A 19861-nucleotide genomic window follows, 5' to 3' on the forward strand; every position below is an offset into this window, starting at 1 on the left:
CTGCTGCGCAGTCCAGCGGGAGCAAGCTCCCTCGCCACAGTGATGGTGTTGCGCCTTGAGTCAGTAATTGGCGTTGGGATTTCCCACGTCCACCTTCGCGCAGTGTGTCTTTCACGCCACTCTGGGAAGGATTATTGGAGCGCAACTGAAACTGTCTTGTTACAAACAAATAATTAGGCGCGCGCAAGCAAATCGCCACTACTGATGGCGACTTAAAAGTATCAACATGGATATATATTTATTGATATCAGCTTAAAAAATCCGCCGCAGAGCCTGCGGCGGCAAACCAAAGGTTTTGTCGAAGCAGAGCGGCTAAGACCCTGTCAACGCTACACCCATGGGACATTAAAAGAGGTGAAGTTTAATTAATCGAGTTTAATCCTCGGCACCGCTGCTGCCCTCGAAAAATATGATAAAAATCAGCTTCGACAACCACGTCGAGCACAATAAAAACAGCATTACGCTCACCTGAAACATCTGCCATACAACCTTAAGCACTATCCAAGCATGCGGTGTTTCTGTGCACGCGTTAATTATTCCGGGGAACTAACAACATGATCAAACAGTGGAGCCTGTTAACGCTGGCGGTGTGCGCCAGTATCAGCCAAGCGGCCCTCGCCGAGTCAGTCAGCGACCAGGCCGATTCCAAAGGTTTTATCGACGGCAGCAGCATTACCGGGTTATTGCGCAACTATTACTTCGACCGCGACCGCCAAAGTGGCAAGGCCGACAACCGCGACTGGACCCAAGGCGCGATGCTCAACTACGCCTCGGGCTTTACCCAGGGCACCATCGGTTTTGGCGTGGATGCCTACGCCTACGGCGCGATGAAACTCGACGCCACCCACGCCGATGCAGGCACCGGTGAATTACCGACCAACCGCAATGGCGACCCGGAAAATGGCTATGGCTCAGTGGGCGCTGCGGTAAAGATCAAGGTTTCCAAAACCCAGCTTAAATTCGGTGACATGCAACCCACCGCGCCGGTATTCGCCACCGGCGGCACGCGCATTCTGCCGCAGACCGCCACCGGGTTTGACCTGACCAGCAGCGAAATCGCAGGCCTGGACCTGGAAGCCGGGCACTTCACCAGCACCAACAGCGGCATGACCAGCAACCATGACCACGATATCTACGCGACCTACGCCAACGTGGCGGCCAACAGCGCAAGTTTTGTCGGCGGCAAATACACCTTTACCCCATCGTTGAGCGCGACCCTGTATGCCGGTCAGCTGGAAGACATCTGGCGCCAGTACTACACCAACCTCAACTACGTGATCCCACTGGGGCATGACCAGTCACTCGCGCTGGACGGCAACCTGTACCGCACCCTCGACACCGGCAGCGCCAAGGCCGGGGCCATCAACAACACCACCTACTCGGTGGCGGCGGCCTACTCGTTCCTGGCGGCGCATACCCTGACGCTGTCGTTCCAGAAAGTCCACGGCGACACGCCGTTCGACTACATCGGCACCGGCAACAATGGCGCGGGCGAAGGCGGCGACTCGGTGTTCCTGGCCAACTCGATCCAGTGGGGCGACTTCAACGGGCCGGGCGAACAGTCGTGGGGCATCCGTTATGACCTGAACATGGCCAGTTACGGCGTACCGGGCCTGAGCTTCATGACCCGCTACGTCAACGGCTCGGACATCAATGGCACCCACACCCCGACCAACAGTGCCTACGCCGGCGACTATGGCGCCGACGGCGACCACCACGAGACCGATGTGGAGGCCAAATACGTGCTGCAAAGCGGCCCGGCGAAAAACCTGTCGTTTCGTGTGCGTGACGCCATGGTTTCATCCAACGCCGACCAACGCGACGGCAAGTTGAATGAGCTGCGGGTGATCGTCGACTATCCGTTTACCCTGTTGTAATCATTCCAGGCTCAGCCGCTCGCGCATCCCTGCGCTGGCGGCTGGACCGGCCTGCACCACGCAGCGATCCCACCCCACTACCGAGCCTTCGGCGGTTGCCATCATCGGCTCCAGCAACTTCCCGGTCTCGCGCTCCACCACCTCCACGCTGCGGCCTTCTTCGGCGTAATGCCGATTGCCCCACGCCACCAATGCCATCAGCACCATACGAAAGTCCTCGCCCTTGGCTGTCGGCACGTATTCGTAACGTGGCGGCCGCTCGCTGTAGGCGCGGCGCTCAAGCATGCCGGCCTCCACCAAACCATTCAGGCGGCGCGTCAGCATGTTCGGCGCGATGCCCAGGCTGCGCGAGAACTCATCAAAACGCCGCAAGCCGTGCAGCGCGTCACGCATGATCAACATGCTCCACCACTCCCCTACCCGTTCAAGACTGCGGGCGATGGGGCATTCGTCGCTGATAAGGGATTTGCGTTGCATGGACGTTCCTGGCTGCGGGTGCAAAAGTGTGTGACCCCATGTTACTTTCATCATGATAGTGACGTCCACAGCTGTGTATCCCTCAAGCAACAGGAGTCGATTGATCATGAGTAAACGTATCGTCGTGACAGGCATGGGCGCGCTGACGCCGCTGGGGTCGAGTGTGGAATCCACCTGGCAGCGCTTGTTGAACGGGCAATCGGGCATTCGTCGCCTGCCCGAAGAATTGATCGGCGACCTGGCCGTCAGCATCGGTGGCCAGGTGCAAACTGTGCTGCAAGACCCCGAAGCCGGGTTTGATCCCGATCGACTGCTGGCCGCCAAGGAACAGCGCAAGATGGACCGTTTTATCCTGTTCGCCCTGGCCGCTGCGGATGAAGCCCTGAAGCAAGCCGGTTGGGCGCCAGAAACGCCGCAAGAGCAGGAACGCACAGCCACCATCATTGCCTCCGGCGTCGGCGGTTTCCCGGCGATTGCCGAGGCGGTGCGCACCACCGACAGCAAAGGCCCACGGCGGTTGTCGCCGTTTACCATTCCATCGTTTCTGAGCAACATGGCCGCCGGGCATGTGTCGATCAACTATGGCTTGAAAGGCCCATTGGGCGCACCGGTGACCGCCTGCGCGGCGGGTGTACAGGCGATTGGCGATGCGGCGCGAATGATCCGCGCCGGGGAAATCGATGTGGCGGTGTGCGGTGGCGCGGAAGCGGCGATTCATCGGGTCAGCCTTGCCGGCTTTGCTGCCGCACGGGCGTTGTCCAGCGACTTCAATGACACGCCGGAGCTCGCTTCGCGGCCGTTCGATCAGGCGCGTGATGGTTTTGTGATGGGCGAAGGCGCAGGGATCCTGGTCATCGAAGCGCTTGAGCACGCCCTGGCACGCGGCGCGCAACCCATTGCCGAACTGGTCGGGTATGGCACCAGCGCCGATGCCTATCACATGACCGCAGGCCCGGAAGACGGCGATGGCGCGCGGCGGGCAATGACGCAAGCATTGCGTCAAGCCGGTATCGAGGCGTCCCAGGTGCAGTATTTGAATGCGCATGCAACGTCGACACCCGTGGGTGACAAAGGCGAACTGGCAGCCATCAAGACCGTGTTCGGCGCCAGTGGCCACCCGGCCATCAGTTCGACCAAATCCGCCACCGGCCACCTGTTGGGCGCCGCCGGCGGCATTGAAGCGATCTTCACCGTCCTCGCACTGCGCGATCAGATTGCGCCGATGACACTTAACCTCGACAACCCGGATGCGCTGGCAGACGGCCTGGACATGGTGCGCGGTAAGGCGCGGCCCATGCCGATTGAATACGCGCTGTCCAATGGCTTCGGTTTTGGCGGGGTGAATGCCAGCGTGCTGTTCCGGCGCTGGGTGTAGTTTGCCCCTGCCGTAGATTTCGGGGACCATGGGCGCCTTTCTGCAACCGCCAACAAGAGGCGCCCATGGCCAACCACGACCTGTCCTTCACCCCCGACCCGGATGCCGACTCCATCTCCAGCGACGTCATCGGCTTCAATGGCATCCTGGTTTCCACCCAAATCCCGACGCACGCCGACGGCAGCCTGGAACTGGGCGATATCACCCTGCAAAGCGAATGCACCCTGCAAGCGCTGAAGGTCGCACTGGAGAAGGCCGGCAGCTCCATGGACCGGGTGATGCACCTGACTATCTACCTCACCGACATGGCTGACCGCGCGGCATTCAACGAAGTCTACAAACGCTTTTTCGCCAAGCCCTGGCCCGTTCGTGCCGCCGTTGGCGTGGCGGCTTTGGCGGTAGAAGGCATGCGCGTGGAAGTCACCGCGATGGCCGCCAAAGCCTGAGTTCCAAGCCTCAGCACACATCCACTGTGGGAGCTGGCTTGCCTGCGATGGCATCACCTCGGTATGCCTGATGTACCGGGTTGCCTGCATCGCAGGCAAGCCAGTTCCTACATGACAGCCCTGCGGTAGATGCCGGTCAGGCATTTCACAGCTACAATGCGCGCCTCAACCGTGACAAGCCTGACTAAAAAAACTATGTCCTTGCCCAAGCACCACCTGGAATTGCTCAGCCCTGCCCGTGATGTCGCCATTGCGCGCGAGGCTATCTTGCATGGCGCCGACGCCATCTACATCGGCGGCCCAAGCTTCGGCGCGCGCCATAATGCGTGCAACGAGGTGAGCGATATCGCTCAACTGGTGGAATTCGCCCGCCGTTACCACGCCCGCGTGTTCACCACCATCAACACCATCCTGCATGACAACGAGCTGGAACCTGCGCGCAAGCTGATCCATCAGCTCTACGACGCTGGTGTCGATGCCTTGATCGTGCAAGACCTGGGCGTGATGGAGCTGGATATTCCGCCCATCGAGTTGCACGCCAGCACCCAGACCGATATCCGCACCCTGGCCCGCGCCAAGTTTCTCGACCAGGCCGGTTTCTCGCAGTTGGTATTGGCCCGTGAGCTGAACCTGCAAGAGATCCGCGCCATCGCCGACGAGACCGATGCCGCCATCGAGTTCTTCATTCACGGTGCGCTGTGCGTGGCGTTCTCCGGGCAGTGCAATATCTCCCACGCACAAAATGGCCGCAGCGCCAACCGTGGCGACTGCTCCCAGGCCTGCCGCCTGCCGTACACCTTGAAAGATGACCAGGGCCGCGTCGTGGCCTTTGAAAAGCACCTGCTGTCGATGAAAGACAATAACCAGAGCGCCAACATCCGCGCCCTGGTCGAAGCCGGCGTGCGTTCGTTCAAGATCGAAGGTCGCTACAAAGACATGGGCTATGTGAAGAACATCACCGCCTATTACCGCCAGCGCCTTGATGATGTGCTCGAAGACCGCACGGACCTGGCCCGTGCCTCCAGCGGCCGTACCGCGCACTTCTTCCTGCCCGACCCGGAAAAAACCTTCCACCGTGGCAGCACCGACTATTTTGTCACCGACCGCAAGGTCGACATCGGCGCCTTCGATACCCCAACCTTTACCGGCCTGCCGGTGGGTGTGGTGGAAAAAGCCGGCAAGCGCGACTTGCAGGTGGTCACCCATGAGCCGCTGTCCAATGGCGACGGCCTCAATGTGCTGGTCAAACGCGAGGTCGTGGGGTTCCGCGCCAATATCGCCGAGCCTAAAGGCGAATTTGAGGAGGACGGTGAGAAGCGCTATCGCTACCGCGTCGAGCCGAATGAAATGCCGGCCGGATTGCATCAACTGCGCCCGAACCATCCGTTGAACCGCAACCTCGACCATAACTGGCAACAAGCGCTGCTCAAAACCTCCGCCGAGCGCCGCATCGGCCTGGCCTGGGTGGCACGTCTGCGTGAAGACCAGCTTGAAGTCACCGCCACCAGCGAAGAAGGCATCAGCGCCAGCGTCACCCTGCCCGGCCCGTTTGGCGTGGCCAACAAGCCGGAACAGGCGCTCGACACCCTGCGCGACCTGCTTGGCCAACTCGGCACCACCGAGTACCACGCCACGCACATCGAGCTGGATGCGCCGCAGGCGTTCTTCATCCCCAACTCGCAGCTCAAGGCCTTGCGCCGTGAAGTGATCGAAGCACTGACTGCCGCACGCGTTGCCGCGCACCCGCGTGGCGGGCGCAAAGCTGAAACCTCACCGCCGCCGGTCTACCCGGAAGCGCACCTGTCGTTCCTGGCCAACGTCTACAACCAGAAGGCCCGTGATTTTTATCACCGTCACGGCGTCAAGCTGATCGACGCGGCCTTCGAAGCCCACGAAGAAACCGGCGAGGTGCCGGTGATGATCACCAAGCACTGCCTGCGTTTCTCGTTCAACCTGTGCCCTAAACAGGCCAAGGGTGTGACCGGCGTGAAAACCAAGGTGGCGCCGATGCAGTTGATTCACGGCGACGAAGTGCTGACCCTCAAGTTCGACTGCAAGCCATGCGAGATGCACGTGGTGGGCAAGATCAAGGGGCATATCCTTGGGCTGCCGCAGCCGGGCAGTAAGGTGGAGCATTTCAACCCGGAAAACATCATCTTTCAGGGCACGCACTAGCCCTTGGGGCGCGGGGCCACCACCAGCCCCGCTGCAACCCCGCTGCCGCCAGCAGGATTGCGGCCACGCCCAGCCATTGCAGCCAGCCCAGGCGATGGCCGAACGCAATCCAGTCGACGAAAATCGCCGCAATCGGATAGATAAACGACAGTGCCCCGGTGATGGCAGTGGGCAGTTTCTGGATCGCGCCGTACAACAACACGTACATCAAACCGGTGTGCACCACCCCAAGCGTCACCAGTGCAGCCCACGCATTGGTTGACACCGGCAGGCTGTTCCAGGGCACCAGCGGCGCGAGTAACAGTGCGCCGGTTGTCACCTGGATCAACGCCATCAAATGCGGCGGCACTTCCTTCAGGCGCTTGATGATCAGCGCGGCAATCGCATACAAAAATGCCGCGCCCAAGGCCAGCGCAATACCTGCCAAGTAAGCCTCGCCACCGCTTTGCTGCTCACCATGGGCGGTGACAATCGCCAACATGCCGAGGAACGCGACGCTCAACCACGCCATTTTCTGCACGGTGATTTTCTCACCGAGAAATACCGCGGCCAGCATCACCAACATAAACGGCTGCACGTTGTAGACCGCCGTGCTGATTGCAATTGAGGCGTGGGAATAGGATTCGAACAACAGCAACCAATTGCCGACGATGGCCACGCCACTGAGCATCGCCAAGCCGAACTTGGCCCAGGTGAGCAATTCAAGCCGCAGATAACCCAGCAGAGCGCAGACCAGCAACAAGGCCAGCGCGCCGATCACGCAGCGCCAGAACACCACCTCGATCACCGATACACCAGAGACCAATACAAACCAGCCGATGGTGCCCGAAATCAGCATGGCGGCGACCATTTCCCACGACCCGCGACGGATAGATGTGTCCACGATGAAAGCTCCTCAAGTGAGGCGCAATTATGGCAATCTGCTGGTCAGCGGCTCCAGCGACTAAAAAAGGCAAAACCCTTTATTCACCTTTTGTTATTAGGCAGGCAGCATGATTGACACCATCGACCAGCAACTGATCAGCGCCTTGATGGACGACTCGCGCCTGTCGCTCAAGGCCTTGGCGGGCATTACCGGGCTGTCATCGCCCAGTGTCGGCGAGCGCTTGCGACGCCTTGAAGAGCGCGGCGTGCTCACCCACTACACGGTAGATATTGACCCCAAACACTTCGGCTACCTGCTGCAAGCCATCGTGCGTATCCGCCCCCTGCCCGGCAAGTTGCAGGAGGTGGAGCGCCAGATCCAGGCAATCCCCGAGTTCACCGAGTGCGACAAGGTCACCGGCGACGACTGCTTTATCGCACGCTTGCATGTGCGCACCATGGACCAGCTCGACAGCCTGCTCGACCGCCTTAACGTGTATGCCGAAACCAACACGGCCATCGTCAAGAAAACCCCGGTAAAACGCCGTTTGCCGCCTCTCGCCGATTAGTGATTTTGCGTCATTAAAGCAGTGACGCAATCGCTATTCTGTCATCACTGGCCGATCTTTATGCTGGGCTCCACTCAATGGAAACCACAGGTATAAAGCTCATGTATGTGATTACGGGTATTACCGGCAAAGTCGGCGGCGCACTCGCGCGTAACCTCATCAAAGCTGGCCAGCCGGTGCGCGCGGTGATTCGCGATGCGGGCAAAGCAGCTTTTTGGGCCGATCAAGGTTGCGAATTAGTGTTTGCGCAGATGGACGACGCACAGGCATTAACCGAAGCGTTCATGGGCGCAACCGGCGTGTTTATCCTGCCGCCTCCCGGGTTTGATCCGCAGCCGGGTTTTCCCGAAGCCCGTGCGGTGATTGCCGCAGTCAGCCAGGCGTTGCAGGCAGCTGCGCCGAACAAGGTGCTGTGCCTCTCGACCATCGGCGCCCAGGCTACTGAGGTCAACTTGCTGACCCAGCGTACCCTGATGGAACAGGCCCTGAGCGCACTGGACATTCCGGTGACCTTCCTGCGTCCCGCGTGGTTTATGGAAAATGCGGCGTACGACCTGATTACTGCGCGGGAAACCGGCGTGATCCACAGCTTTCTGCAACCTCTGGACAAGTCGGTGCCGATGATCGCCACGGCGGATATCGGCACCCTCGCCGCGCAGTTGCTGCAACAGGCGTGGGCCGGCCATCGGGTGGTTGAACTGGAAGGCCAGTGGGTCAGCCCCAACGACATCGCCCAAGGCTTGTCACAGGTGCTCGGCCGCGACGTGCACGCTGAAGGGGTGGCGCGTGACACCTGGGAAGCCTTGTTGCGCGCCCAGGGCGCTCAGAACCCACTGCCACGTATGCGCATGGTCGATGGGTTCAATGAAGGCTGGATCTGTTTTGAGCATGAGCAAGTGCTTAAGGGGGAAACATCGTTGCTGACGGTGCTGCGTGAGTTAGCCGATACAATCGTCTGAAACAGCGACGCTTATTGCCTTTGAATATAAAAAACTGTCAATTTTCACAGGTGCTCAGCTGAGTACGACTTGTTAGCGTTGTGCATCACTGGAGAGAATCCAATGCTCATAACTACGCTAAGGATGCGAGCTTTGAAGCACAAGTGCTCAAATCTGGCGGGCCTATGCTGGTGTATTACTCAACGATAGCCACAATGATCTATAACGCTGCAGAGGACGATCAACATGTCAAATCCTATCAACGGTTTTTACGACAGCGGTGTCAATGATGAATACACCTTGGAAATCGACTACTTTCGCGAGAAGGACGGCTATTTCAGTGGCTATTTTAGTGATCGGACCTTGGGGGAAAAGCAAAACGTGAATGGGCACTATCATTTTTATAGCGACGGCAGGCAGGAGACTGTACTTGAATTTTCAAGTAACGCCGGTTCCTGGAGGTTGGAGGCGGACTTCGTTAATGGCGAACCCTCTTTTACTGAGTGGAGTGCAATGTTGAGCGATGTGCAAAAAAGAAATTTTTATCGACGTTAATATCGGGGGCAACAAAGGAGTGCGTAACTACGAGACTCTTGAATCAAACGTTCAAAAATTTTGCAGCATCCAAGAGCCCCCTGAATTTACAGTGCCGAGCCTCTAACAGTTTCTGTTGCAGAGGGTTCGGCAAATACCTCGCCTTGACCGGCATCCCCGCCGTAAGCAAATCCGCGCCCTGCCCAATCGCCATAAACCCCAGCTTCGCCGCCCCCACAGACGCGCTCAATTCACTGCCGTGCAGCGTGAAGATCTCCCGCTGGAGGATATTGGCCAGCAACTGCGCCCAATACGCACTCCGTGCCCCGCCGCCGACCAAGGCGCAGGCGGTCACGTCGGCACCGGTCGACTGCACCGCACGCAGCGCATCGAGCAAGCCGAAACCTACGCCTTCCATCACCGCATAACCGAGCATCGCCGGGGTGCAGTCATGCCCCAGGTTCATAAACCCACCGCGCAATAACGGGTCGTTGTGCGGCGTGCGTTCACCGGCCAGGTACGGCAGAAACAACGGCGTCGACAGCGGCACCGGCTGCTCGATGGGCAACTGCGCCTGCACCTGATCCAGTAATGTTTGTTCATCCGGCTGGCCGGTCAAGCGCGTCACCCAGCGCAAGCAACTGGCCCCGGCGAGCATGGCGCCCATGGTGTACCAGCGGTTGGGCAAGGCGTGGCAGAAACTGTGCACGGCACTGGCCGGGTTGCCGGCGGCGTGGTCGGTGATGGCGACGATGGCCGCGCTGGTGCCCAAGGTGATAAAGCCGTCACCGGCATTGATCGCACCGATGCCGACCGCCGCCACCGGGTTATCGCCACCACCACCGGCAATCACTACCTCGGGCGACAGGCCTAACCCGCTTACATTCAGTACACCGCTCGCCGCACCGCCCTCCACCAGCCGGGGCATGTGGGCCAGCGTCAGGCCGGTGGCGTGGAGCATCGGCGCAAACCATTCACGCTGCGCGACGTCCAGCCACAGGGTGCCGGCGGCATCCGACATATCGCTGATGCGCTCGCCTGTCAGGCGTAACCGCAGGTAATCCTTGGGCGACAGCACACACTCAATCGCCTTGAATACCTCGGGTTCATGCTGTTGCAGCCACAGCAGTTTGGGCGCCGTCAGCCCGGCCATTGGCAGGCTGCCGGTGGTTTCGGCAAACCCGCTGCCCAGTTGCGTGGCCTGGGCCACTGCGCGCGCGTCATCCCACAGGATGGCCGGGTACAGCACGCGATCATCGTTGCCCAGCAATACCGCGCCATGCATCTGCCCGGACAGGCCGATGCACGCCACACGGGCAAACGCCGCATGCTCGCGCAGCTGCGCCAGCGCTTGCAAACAGGCTTGCCACCAGTCTTCGGGGGCCTGTTCGGACCAGCCGCTGTGGCGCCGTGAAACGCCAAGTCGCACACCGACGTGGGCCAGCACGCTGCCGTCGACGTCCATCAAAATCGCCTTGAGCTCTGAAGTGCCGAGGTCAATGCCGAGGGAAACAGGGTTGCGCATACGTCAGTTATTCCACTTCAATACAGCCACAGGAGTCACGCCGTTGCAGGCTCGGCGCCAGGCGCACGCTTTGGGTGGGTGCGCCGGGCGTGGCCATGCGTTGCAGCAGCATATGCACCGCGCGGGCGCCCAGTTCCTTGACCGGCTGGGCGATCAAAGTCAGGCGTGGCACGAAGAAATCCGCCCAGTCAAAATCATCAAACCCCACCAGGCCCATCTGGCCGGGCACCTCAATGCGTGCATCACGCAGGGCGTGCATGGCGCCCAGCGTCATCAGGTTATTGCCGGCCATGATTGCCGTGGGTGGCACCGGTAACGCCAACAACTGCGCGGTTGCTTGTCGCGCAGGCGCGCTGTTGGAACCGCCGTTGACCAGTAACTGTGGGTCGAACACCAGCCCCGCTGCCTGTAACGCCGCACGATAACCGGCCACGCGTTCATCGGTAGTGCTCAGCCCTTCGCGCCCGGCAATAAAGCCGATGCGCCGGTGCCCATGTTCAATCAAGTGTGCGACCAGCGCCTGGGTGGACTGGGTGTTCTCCACCCCAACCTGATCAAACTGCTCGCTCATCATGCGGTCCACCAGCACCGTCGGCATCTCGTTGGCCTGCAGATATTCCAACGCGCTGGAGCCGGTCGACGGCGCCAATAAAATCCCGTCGACCCGCCGGTGATGCAGCGCCGTGACCACCCGCAATTCCTGCTCCGGGTCGTCGTGCGGGTCGGCAAACAGCATCATGTAGCCGTGGCGGACGCACTCGGTTTCAATCGCTTGCACGGTTTCGCTGAAGTAATGGTTGGACAGCGCCGAGATCGCCACGCCAATGGTATTGGTGCTCGAACGCGCCAGCGAGCGCGCCAGGGTGTTGGGGATATAGCCCAACGCCTGGATCGCGCGCTGCACCGCCTGCACCGTGGCCGGGCTGACCTTGCGAGTGCCGTTCAACACGTGGGACACGGTCGAGGTGGACACCCCGGCCCGGCTTGCCACGTCATCCATGGTGACCACGACGCTTTCCCCTTTAACTCAATGTTTACTCGACCAGCCGCTGTACGTCGCAACGTTGTCGCGGGTAATCAGTTTTGGCGTGAGCAGGGTAACCGCTTCGGCCGGGGCTTTGTCATTGAGAATGTCATTGCCGACGTTGACGGCAGTCTGGGCCATGGCCCAAGGGTCCTGGCTGGCGGAGGCCTGGATTTGGGTGTCGGTCTTCAGCGCGTTTTCGATATCCGGCGCACCGTCCACCGAAGTAATAATGATGCCGCTGCGCTTGAGCTGTTTGGCCGCCAGGTCGCTGCCGATGGCTTGTGGGTCATTGATCGCGAACAAGCCGTCAATTTTCGGGAAGCGCGTGAGGTAACCCTGCATCACATTCAAGCCACCTTCGCGTGAGCCTTTGCCGTCCTGGTCATCGGACAGCACCTTGATGTCCGGTGCACCGGCCAATGCCGCTTTGCAGCCTTTGACGCGGTCGGTCACGGCGGTCACTTGCGGGCCGTTCTGGATAATCACATTGCCCTTGCCCGCCAGCTTGTCCACCAGGAACTGGCAGGCCAGCTTGCCAGCTTCGACATTGTCAGTTTGTACCGTGGCGTTTACGCCTTTGGCGTCCACATCCACCGCCACTACCACAATGCCGGCATCCCTGGCTTTCTTGATCGCCGAGGCCATGGCCGATGGGTCGACGGCATTGAGCAGGATCAGGTCAACCTTGGATGAGATGAAGTTGTCGATCTGGGAAAACTGCTTGCTCAAGTCATAGTCGGCCGACACCGAGGTGACCTTCACAGCAGGGTTCAGCTCTTTGGCCCGCGCGGCGGCGCCGTCGGCCAGGGTCACGAAATACGGGTTGCCGAGCGAGCCCATGCTGATGCCCAGGGCTTTGAGTTCGCGGGCTTCGACGCCATGGGACATCAGGGCAGCCAAGGCCATAACGGGAAAGATACGTTTGAAGTTCATACCGGTCTCTCTTGTGATTGTTGTTGAGGTGTATCAGGTTCGTGCGCCGGACTGGCGATAGCGATCCAGCGCCACCGCGCCGATGATCACGATGCCCTTGATGATGTACTGCCAGATATCCGATACCCCCAGCAGCACCAGGCCGTTGGTGAGTACCGCGATAATCAGTGCGCCGATCAGCGTGCCGCCGATAGTGCCCACGCCGCCGGTAAAACTGGTGCCACCCAGGATCACCGCCGCAATCGCATCCAGCTCATAGGATTGCCCCAGTTGCAGGCCGTTGGCGGCGAACAGCCGCGAGGCGCTCATCACGGCGCCAAGCCCGGCCAAAGCGCCGGACATGGCGTAGACAAACAGCAGCACTTTCCACACCTTGATGCCCGACAGCCGCGCCGCCTCCGGGTTGCCGCCCACCGAATAGATCTGCACGCCCATCACGGTGCGGCGCAATATGAACCAGGACAGCAGCACCACGGCCACGGCGATGATCACCAGCCACGGCACGCCGAGCACGGAGTCATTGCCGATAAACGCAAACGGCAGGTCGGGGTTGAACACGGTCTTGTCATCGGCCAATAACCGCGCCAGGCCACGCATGGCGGTCAGCGCACCCAGGGTGACGATAAACGGCGGCAGCCGCATGAAAGCGATCAGCCCGCCGTTGACCAAGCCCCGCAACAGGCCAAAACCAATGCCCGCCGCAATCCCGAACATGCCGAACTGCGGCGACATCGATGCCTGCAAGGCCACCACTGCAGACGCCGCCAGAATCGCGCCCACCGACAGGTCAATACCCGCCGTCAGGATCACAAAGGTCATGCCCGCCGCCAACACCACATTCACCGAAGCTTGCTGGGTGATGATCGACAGGTTCTGCACCGTGAGGAAGTTTTCGCTGGCCAGGGCAAAGCCCACCAGCAGCAAGACCAGCACGGGCAGCATGCCGACGGTGCGCATCAGCTCACGCACGCGTTCGGCCTTGCCAGTTGTTGCAATCATTGAATCAGCCATGGGCAGCCACCTGATCGCCACCAGTGGCGAGGTCGATAATTCGTTCCTGGGAAATGACGTGGCCCGAAGCCCCGCCGACTTCGGCCACTAACTGGCCTTCGCGCATGATCAGCACACGGTCGCAGGTGCCGATGATTTCCGGCAGCTCGCTGGAGATCACCACAATGCCCACACCGGCCAGCGCCAGTTGATTGATGATGCGGTAGATCTCGGACTTGGAGCCGATGTCCACGCCGCGAGTCGGCTCGTCGAGGATCAGCACATGCGGCTTGACCTCCAGCAGCCGCGCCAACAGCACCTTTTGTTGATTGCCGCCGGACAGTGCGCCGACATTGACCTTGCCCGACGCCACGCGAATCGACAGTGACTTGATCGCATCATTGGCACGTTGCGCCGCGTGCCCACGGTCCAGCACGCCACCGGCATGCGCATCCGGCACACAGGCGCACACGTTGATGTTGTCGGCCACGCTCATGTCCAGGAACAGGCCTTGAGCCTTGCGGTCTTCGGTGAGGTAGACGACACCTGCGCGAATCGCATCCGCCGGGTTTCGCAGTTGGGTGACGGTCTTGCCGACCACTTCCAGGGTGCCGCAGGTGCGCGGGTCGGCGCCGAAGATCAGCCGTGCCAGTTCCGTGCGCCCTGCCCCGACCAGCCCGGCAATGCCCAGCACTTCACCGGCGTGCAGGTCGAAACTGCAATTGCGCACGCGTTTGCCGTCGGCCATGTCGCGCACGCGCATCACCACGTTGCCGGGGTTGTACGCGGCGTGTTCCTTCTTGTAGAAGCCTGACAGATCGCGGCCGACCATCATCTTCACCAGCACTTCGGCCGACAGCGCATCGCGGGTCAGTTCGCCGATGTACTGGCCGTCGCGCAGCACCGACACCCGGTCCGACAGCTCGTAGATCTCGGCCATGCGGTGGCTGATATAGATGATCGCCAGACCCTGGCTGCGCAGTTGTTTGATCAAGGCAAACAGGCGGTCGGTTTCGCGCGATGACAGCGGCGTGGTCGGCTCGTCCATCACCAGAATGCGTGCGTGGGCATGCAGGGCGCGGGCGATTTCAACCAATTGGCGCTCGGCAATCGACAGGTTGCTGACGGGCGTGGCGGGTTTGAACTCGGCGCCCAGGCGTTGCAACACTTCGATGCAACCTTCCTGCATACCTTTGCGGTCGATGGTCCAGCCACGCCGCAGTTCGCGGCCCAGGTAGATGTTCTCGGCCACGCTGAGGTTTGGGCACAGGCTCAGTTCCTGGTAGATCACGGCGATGCCGAGGGTCTTGGCTGTGGCGGGGTCGAAGGTGGCGACGGGCTGGCCGTCGATGCGGATTTCGCCGCCGGGGTCGGCCTGGTAAGCGCCGGAAAGGATTTTCATCAAGGTTGACTTGCCGGCGCCATTCTCACCCATCAAGGCGTGGATTTCACCGGGGTAAACCTTCAGGCCGACATTCTTGAGCACGCGCAAACCATTAAAGGTTTTGCTGATGCCCTGCATCTCAAGCAAGGGTTCAAGGCTCATGGATGAGCTCCTGGATTTATTATTTTTGTAATCGAGTGTTGCCGACTCTATGCCAGATGCATTTCCGTACGCAAGCGCTTGCGCGTGCATTTTTTTGTTTGATTAAACGTTTCATCAAGCGCAAAACGAAGAAATTCGCCCTGCGCGCCCGAAAATGATTACCCGATCACGTCGACGCTCCACGCCCACATTTGACCGGGTCGAGCCAATAGCCTTCAGCCGCGCTCACGCGGGATCAGGCTCTGCAGTTGCGTGGCCAGGAAGTTGGCATCGAAGGCAAAGGTGTCCGGGTCTTTCAAACCATTGGTTTTCTTCCACAGCCAATCGTTTTTATCGGCCGGCAACACCAGCGACACACTGCCGTGCCGAGCAGCGGTAAGGCCCATCACCGACACCGATATCAAACCACCGGCCCCCATCACTTCCGGGACAAACTCCACGGGCTTGCCGGTGATATGCACGGTGAGCTTTTCGGTCTTGAAGGTCGAACTCTCGGCTGGCAAGCCCGGGCCGCTGACGACGTAGGCTTCACGCTGAACCTCGAGCAAACCAACGCGCTTGACCGGTTCCAGCCACTGTTCGATCTGCCCGAACAACTCACCGAGCTTTTGTGCCCAGCGCGCTGACTGCAGGTCAAATTGCTGTTTTTTATGCGCTTCGCTGTCGGCGTAATGACGAAGCATCTCGCCCAGTTGCTGTACATCGTCCATTGCCATTTTCCTTGGGTTAACCAGGTTGCGAGCGGTGATCATGGCAGATGCGGCGGCTGACCGTTTGATTAACGCCTGCGCAACTGCACCGGTAATTTCGCCGGCAACTGCGTATGACTAATCCGTGGCCTGTGGGTAAGGTGAGGCAACATTTCTGTTCCGGAGCATTGCATGCGCACCATCGGCCTTATCGGCGGCATGAGCTGGGAGTCCAGCGCCGAGTATTACCGCATCATCAACCAGCGGGTGCGCGACCAGCTCGGGCCGCTGCGCTCGGCGCAACTGTTGATGTACAGCGTGGACTTCGGTCCGGTGGAACAAGCCCAGCACGCCGGGCGCTGGGATGACACCGCGCTGATCCTTGAAGACGCCGCGCGCCGCCTGCAAGCGGGTGGCGCCGACTGTGTGGTGCTGTGTACCAACACCATGCATTTGGTCGCGCCGCGTATCGAGGCGGCGGTGTCGATTCCGTTCCTGCATATTGCCGATGCGGCGGGAGCGGCAGCGGTCGAAGCCGGCACCCTGACGGTCGGCTTGCTGGGCACCGCGTTCACCATGGAACAGGACTTTCTCAAGGCCCGTCTGGCCGCGCAGGGCTTGACCGTACTCGTGCCCGACGCGCGCGAGCGCGAGGCCGTGCACCGGATCATTTATGAGGAGTTGTGTGTCGGGGTGATCAGCGAGGCTTCGCGCCAGGTTTATCAACGCGTGATCGAGTCATTGGCGGCACAGGGTGCCCAGGCGATCATTCTTGGCTGTACGGAAATCGGCCTGCTGATCAAGCCACAACACAGCCACCTGCCGTTGCTGGACACCACCGAGCTGCATGCGCAGGCTGCGGTGGCGTTTGCACTGGCGGATTAGGCCGATTGGCGCAGGCGCGCCATGCTGACGGTGTCGACAAACTTGCCATCACGCAAAGCGTAATCGCGCAACAGGCCTTCGACTTCGAAGCCGAACTTTCGGTACAGGCCTTGCGCGGCTTGATTGTCGGCGTACACCGTGAGTTCCACGCGGTGCAGGTTCATCCAGTTATCCGCCACGTCCAGCGCGGCCGCCAACAACCTGGAACCCACACCCTTGCCCTGCCAGGCCGTGGCCACGCCCATGCCGAACGAGCCGACATGGCTGCGCCGCACCCGCAGGGTCTGCTCCAGGCCAAGCTGGCCGATGACCTCGCCGCCATGCACCGCCACCAGCTGTAGCCGCCGCTCATTATCCAACGCCAGCTTGTTGCGCCAGGCCTCCACCGATTGGTAAGGCATTTGCAGCACCTGACGGCACACGGCCGGTTCGTTATAGAGCGCAGCGACGCCTTCGAGGTGGGCTTCGGTAAAGCGCTGGATCACGATATGGGGTTCAGGTGTGTGCATTGCGTTTCATCCTATGAAAGACAAGTGGCCGGCCAGTGTAGGCGGCAAGGTTGCATGCTGGCTAGGGTGGGAGCTGGCTTGTTAACTGCGCTGGCTGAACGCTGTGCGCCATACCCGCGCTATGTCCGCCGCGCGCTCGCGCAACAGACGCGGCGCCTCGCTGCAAGCCTGTTCCAGGCTCATCGGGCCTGACGGCAAGGCGAAGGCGGCGTCAACACCATGGGCGTACATTTGCTCATAGCCTTCGCCCAAGGTGCCGGCAATCACGATGACCGGCACGCCATGACGTTGAGCAATCCGTGCCACACCAAAAGGTGTTTTGCCGCGCAGGGTCTGGGCGTCGAAGCGGCCTTCGCCAGTGATGACCAGGTCCGCACCACGCACGGCCGAGTCCAGGCCGACCAGCTCGGCGACCACCTCCACGCCTGCACGAAACTGTGCGCCGAGAAAGGCCTTGGCGGCAAACCCCAAACCGCCAGCCGCGCCGCTGCCCGGTTCATCGCGCACGTCTTTGGGCAGCACCTGGGCGCAGTGATCGGCAAAGTGCCCAAGCGCCGCGTCAAGCTGTTCGACTTGCTGTGGGTTGGCGCCTTTTTGTGGGCCGAAAATGGCAGAGGCGCCCTGCGGCCCGCACAGTGGATTGTTGACGTCGGCCGCGATTTCAAAACGCACCTGGGCCAAACGTGGGTCCAGTTGCTCCAGGCTGATCCGCGCCAGGCCTGCGAGAGCCAACCCGCCCGGTGCAAGTGCCTGGCCTTGGGCGTCAAGCAGCTGCACGCCAAGCGCCTGCATCGCACCCGCGCCGCCGTCGTTGGTGGCGCTGCCGCCAATCGCCAGGATGATGCGCTGCGCACCGGCATCCAGGGCGGCGCGGATCAGCTCGCCGGTGCCGAATGTGCTGCTGATGCAAGCATCACGCTGGCCCGTCGGTACACGTTGCAAGCCACTGGCTTCGGCCATTTCGATCATCGCGGTATGGCTGTCGGCAAGCCAGCCCCAGCGTGCCTCCACCGCCTCGCCCAGTGGCCCGCTCACCGTTTCGCGACGCAGCTCGCCATGGCAGGCGGCGAGAACCGAGTCCACCGTGCCTTCACCGCCGTCGGCCATCGGGCACTGGACTACCTGTGCATCCGGCCACACCTGCGCGAGGCCGTCGGCAATCGCCTGGGCTACGCCTTCGGCACTCAGGCTGTCCTTGAATGAGTCGGGGGCGATGATGATTTTCATGGGCTTTCTCCGGTTTTTATAACGCCCATGCTGCCAGTTGCCATCGACAATGACGCCGGTCCGATGCACAAGTGCGGGTGAGGTTTGTTGTTCATTGCGACAAAGCCTGGGGCAATAGCTGCACGCCAAGGTACAGCGCGAGCATGCCGTCAAGGGTCAGCGGGTCGACGCCGCTGAGTTCGGCAATGCGTTCCATGCGGTAACGCAGGCTGTTGCGATGAATGCCCAGGGCGTCGGCACAGGCCTGGCTTTGGCCATCGTGTTCACACCAGCTGCGCAAAGTAGCCAACAGCTGGCCGTTGGTGTCCCTGGCCAGGACTTTGCGCAAGGGGTTGAGCAGTTCGTCCAAGGCATCGTCGTTGCGATGACGCCAGAGCATCACCGGCAGGCGGTAGCGATTGAGGGTCAACAGCTGCGATTGCGGCAGGATATCGCGACCATAGGCCAGCAAATCCCCAACACGCCGGTAACAACGACGCAGCCCGGCGAGGCCATCGGCCTGCCCGCCGACGGCGACCCGCAAGATATTCCAGCCCAGACCCTGAAGCTTTTCCAGCAGCCTTGGGTTATCCACTTGAGCCAACGCAGGCCGGCACCACAACAACGAGAATTGTGCGGAACTCACGCACCAGCTATCCGGGTAACGGCTGGTCAGCCAGGCACTTAATGCCTCCGCCGATTGGCCTGCGCCCAACTCGAACAGGTAGGGCGTGCGGGCCAGCTGAGGCTTGAGCCCCAACTGCTGGGCTTCATCCACCAGGCGCGGCGAGTTACCGCTGTCGGCCAGCAGCAAGGCCAGCAGGTCATCACAGCGTTGGCGCCGCCATTGCTGCTCGGCTTGCTGATGGCGATGGCTCACCAGCATTTCGGCGGTCATGCGCACCAGTTGCGCGTAGGTGCGCAGCAACGCCGGCTCGCCGGTAATGCCCAGCACGCCGATCAGGCGCTGGTCGTGCATCAACGGCAAGTTGATACCGGGCTGCACGCCTTTCAGGTGTTTGGCGGTCTGGCCGTCGATTTCCACTACGCGACCATTGGCCAGCACTAACTGCGCACCTTCATGGCGAGTGTTGATTCGCTCCGGCTCGCCACTGCCCAGAATCAGCCCCTGGCTGTCCATGACGTTGACGTTATAGGGCAGGATCGCCATGGTGCGATTGACGATATCCTGCGCCAGGTCATGATCGAGCTCGAACATGAGGCTAAGTTCCTTGAAAGGCGCGGTTGTTCATGGGGTGTTCATGCTGTTGTTCATCCTGTTGTTCAGAGGCACAG

Annotated in this window: 19 protein-coding genes; 8 read left to right on the forward strand and 11 right to left on the reverse strand. The window is 60.8% G+C overall.

The window, feature by feature from the left end; genetic code table 11:
• Window positions 1-554 precede the first annotated feature (554 nt).
• Window positions 555-1877, forward strand: a complete 1323-nt coding sequence (locus GIW28_RS06640) for an OprD family porin (RefSeq protein WP_017135620.1) — start codon at window positions 555-557, stop codon at window positions 1875-1877.
• Here GIW28_RS06640 and GIW28_RS06645 read toward each other — a convergent pair whose 3' ends face one another.
• Window positions 1878-2354, reverse strand: coding sequence for a winged helix-turn-helix transcriptional regulator (locus GIW28_RS06645; RefSeq protein WP_017135619.1), 477 nt, complete (start codon window positions 2352-2354; stop codon window positions 1878-1880).
• A gap of 106 nt (window positions 2355-2460) precedes the next feature.
• Between GIW28_RS06645 and fabF the strand changes: the two genes are divergently transcribed.
• From fabF to GIW28_RS06660, 3 genes are all read left to right on the forward strand, one after another.
• Window positions 2461-3729: a beta-ketoacyl-ACP synthase II gene (fabF, locus tag GIW28_RS06650; protein ID WP_236448166.1), complete on the forward strand. Its 1269-nt coding sequence runs from the start codon at window positions 2461-2463 to the stop codon at window positions 3727-3729.
• 65 nt (window positions 3730-3794) lie between these two features.
• Window positions 3795-4175 (forward strand): RidA family protein, encoded by a 381-nt coding sequence (locus tag GIW28_RS06655; protein ID WP_017135617.1) that lies wholly within the window; start codon window positions 3795-3797, stop codon window positions 4173-4175.
• Between the two features lie 195 nt (window positions 4176-4370).
• Complete coding sequence (locus GIW28_RS06660) at window positions 4371-6350, forward strand: peptidase U32 family protein (RefSeq protein WP_058420323.1); 1980 nt, start codon at window positions 4371-4373, stop codon at window positions 6348-6350.
• On the opposite strand, the gene GIW28_RS06665 is transcribed toward GIW28_RS06660, so the two are convergent.
• Entirely contained in the window at window positions 6328-7233 is a 906-nt protein-coding gene (locus GIW28_RS06665; RefSeq protein ID WP_138449487.1) for a DMT family transporter, read from the reverse strand. The two genes, GIW28_RS06660 and GIW28_RS06665, sit on opposite strands and share 23 nt — an antisense overlap.
• A gap of 109 nt (window positions 7234-7342) precedes the next feature.
• Here GIW28_RS06665 and GIW28_RS06670 point away from each other — a divergent pair, with 109 nt between their 5' ends.
• From GIW28_RS06670 to GIW28_RS06680, 3 genes are all read left to right on the forward strand, one after another.
• Window positions 7343-7783 (forward strand): Lrp/AsnC family transcriptional regulator, encoded by a 441-nt coding sequence (locus GIW28_RS06670; protein ID WP_099549775.1) that lies wholly within the window; start codon window positions 7343-7345, stop codon window positions 7781-7783.
• Between the two features lie 101 nt (window positions 7784-7884).
• Window positions 7885-8742, forward strand: coding sequence for an NmrA family NAD(P)-binding protein (locus tag GIW28_RS06675; protein WP_236447933.1), 858 nt, complete (start codon window positions 7885-7887; stop codon window positions 8740-8742).
• A gap of 225 nt (window positions 8743-8967) precedes the next feature.
• A complete protein-coding gene (locus GIW28_RS06680; protein ID WP_138449488.1) occupies window positions 8968-9276 on the forward strand; it encodes a hypothetical protein in 309 nt (102 codons plus the stop codon).
• Window positions 9277-9319: 43 nt separating this feature from the next.
• Here GIW28_RS06680 and xylB read toward each other — a convergent pair whose 3' ends face one another.
• The 6 genes from xylB to GIW28_RS06710 all read right to left on the reverse strand — a co-directional run bounded on the left by xylB (window position 9320) and on the right by GIW28_RS06710 (window position 15986).
• Entirely contained in the window at window positions 9320-10780 is a 1461-nt protein-coding gene (gene xylB, locus GIW28_RS06685; protein ID WP_017135611.1) for a xylulokinase, read from the reverse strand.
• A 7-nt stretch (window positions 10781-10787) separates the two neighbouring features.
• Entirely contained in the window at window positions 10788-11789 is a 1002-nt protein-coding gene (locus GIW28_RS06690) for a LacI family DNA-binding transcriptional regulator (protein WP_026013574.1), read from the reverse strand.
• 18 nt (window positions 11790-11807) lie between these two features.
• Complete coding sequence (locus GIW28_RS06695) at window positions 11808-12740, reverse strand: ABC transporter substrate-binding protein (protein ID WP_069787533.1); 933 nt, start codon at window positions 12738-12740, stop codon at window positions 11808-11810.
• 33 nt (window positions 12741-12773) lie between these two features.
• Window positions 12774-13751 carry an ABC transporter permease subunit gene (locus tag GIW28_RS06700; protein ID WP_236490387.1) on the reverse strand — a complete coding sequence of 326 codons (978 nt, stop codon included), beginning with the start codon at window positions 13749-13751 and terminating at the stop codon, window positions 12774-12776.
• Window positions 13744-15276, reverse strand: coding sequence for a sugar ABC transporter ATP-binding protein (locus GIW28_RS06705; protein WP_017135607.1), 1533 nt, complete (start codon window positions 15274-15276; stop codon window positions 13744-13746). The genes GIW28_RS06700 and GIW28_RS06705 overlap by 8 nt, the downstream gene beginning before the upstream one ends.
• A gap of 215 nt (window positions 15277-15491) precedes the next feature.
• Complete coding sequence (locus GIW28_RS06710; protein ID WP_236459001.1) at window positions 15492-15986, reverse strand: hypothetical protein; 495 nt, start codon at window positions 15984-15986, stop codon at window positions 15492-15494.
• A gap of 171 nt (window positions 15987-16157) precedes the next feature.
• On the opposite strand from GIW28_RS06710, the gene GIW28_RS06715 reads away from it, so the two are divergent.
• On the forward strand, window positions 16158-16850 hold the full coding sequence (locus GIW28_RS06715) for an aspartate/glutamate racemase family protein (protein WP_017135605.1): 693 nt from the start codon (window positions 16158-16160) through the stop codon (window positions 16848-16850).
• On the opposite strand, the gene GIW28_RS06720 is transcribed toward GIW28_RS06715, so the two are convergent.
• The 3 genes from GIW28_RS06720 to GIW28_RS06730 all read right to left on the reverse strand — a co-directional run bounded on the left by GIW28_RS06720 (window position 16847) and on the right by GIW28_RS06730 (window position 19784).
• On the reverse strand, window positions 16847-17359 hold the full coding sequence (locus GIW28_RS06720) for a GNAT family N-acetyltransferase (RefSeq protein ID WP_017135604.1): 513 nt from the start codon (window positions 17357-17359) through the stop codon (window positions 16847-16849). The genes GIW28_RS06715 and GIW28_RS06720 overlap by 4 nt on opposite strands.
• Before the next feature lie 81 nt (window positions 17360-17440).
• On the reverse strand, window positions 17441-18586 hold the full coding sequence (locus GIW28_RS06725; RefSeq protein ID WP_170037169.1) for a glycerate kinase: 1146 nt from the start codon (window positions 18584-18586) through the stop codon (window positions 17441-17443).
• Between the two features lie 91 nt (window positions 18587-18677).
• Window positions 18678-19784, reverse strand: a complete 1107-nt coding sequence (locus tag GIW28_RS06730) for a sugar diacid recognition domain-containing protein (RefSeq protein ID WP_017135602.1) — start codon at window positions 19782-19784, stop codon at window positions 18678-18680.
• Window positions 19785-19861 lie beyond the last annotated feature (77 nt).

The organism is Pseudomonas sp. PA-5-4B, from assembly GCF_021606215.1.
Taxonomy (GTDB): Bacteria; Pseudomonadota; Gammaproteobacteria; order Pseudomonadales; family Pseudomonadaceae; genus Aquipseudomonas; species Aquipseudomonas edaphica.

Bases quoted from the DNA above. Each gene is read 5' to 3' on its own strand.
- GIW28_RS06705 (WP_017135607.1), bottom strand. From the start codon at position 15,276: ATGAGCCTTGAACCCTTGCTTGAGATGCAGGGCATCAGCAAAACCTTT.
- GIW28_RS06700 (WP_236490387.1), bottom strand. From the start codon at position 13,751: ATGGCTGATTCAATGATTGCAACAACTGGCAAGGCCGAACGCGTGCGT.
- GIW28_RS06720 (WP_017135604.1), bottom strand. From the start codon at position 17,359: ATGCACACACCTGAACCCCATATCGTGATCCAGCGCTTTACCGAAGCC.
- GIW28_RS06710 (WP_236459001.1), bottom strand. From the start codon at position 15,986: ATGGACGATGTACAGCAACTGGGCGAGATGCTTCGTCATTACGCCGAC.
- GIW28_RS06680 (WP_138449488.1), top strand. From the start codon at position 8,968: ATGTCAAATCCTATCAACGGTTTTTACGACAGCGGTGTCAATGATGAA.
- GIW28_RS06675 (WP_236447933.1), top strand. From the start codon at position 7,885: ATGTATGTGATTACGGGTATTACCGGCAAAGTCGGCGGCGCACTCGCG.
- xylB (WP_017135611.1), bottom strand. From the start codon at position 10,780: ATGCGCAACCCTGTTTCCCTCGGCATTGACCTCGGCACTTCAGAGCTC.
- GIW28_RS06695 (WP_069787533.1), bottom strand. From the start codon at position 12,740: ATGAACTTCAAACGTATCTTTCCCGTTATGGCCTTGGCTGCCCTGATG.
- fabF (WP_236448166.1), top strand. From the start codon at position 2,461: ATGAGTAAACGTATCGTCGTGACAGGCATGGGCGCGCTGACGCCGCTG.
- GIW28_RS06645 (WP_017135619.1), bottom strand. From the start codon at position 2,354: ATGCAACGCAAATCCCTTATCAGCGACGAATGCCCCATCGCCCGCAGT.
- GIW28_RS06640 (WP_017135620.1), top strand. From the start codon at position 555: ATGATCAAACAGTGGAGCCTGTTAACGCTGGCGGTGTGCGCCAGTATC.
- GIW28_RS06715 (WP_017135605.1), top strand. From the start codon at position 16,158: ATGCGCACCATCGGCCTTATCGGCGGCATGAGCTGGGAGTCCAGCGCC.
- GIW28_RS06655 (WP_017135617.1), top strand. From the start codon at position 3,795: ATGGCCAACCACGACCTGTCCTTCACCCCCGACCCGGATGCCGACTCC.
- GIW28_RS06725 (WP_170037169.1), bottom strand. From the start codon at position 18,586: ATGAAAATCATCATCGCCCCCGACTCATTCAAGGACAGCCTGAGTGCC.
- GIW28_RS06670 (WP_099549775.1), top strand. From the start codon at position 7,343: ATGATTGACACCATCGACCAGCAACTGATCAGCGCCTTGATGGACGAC.
- GIW28_RS06660 (WP_058420323.1), top strand. From the start codon at position 4,371: ATGTCCTTGCCCAAGCACCACCTGGAATTGCTCAGCCCTGCCCGTGAT.
- GIW28_RS06730 (WP_017135602.1), bottom strand. From the start codon at position 19,784: ATGTTCGAGCTCGATCATGACCTGGCGCAGGATATCGTCAATCGCACC.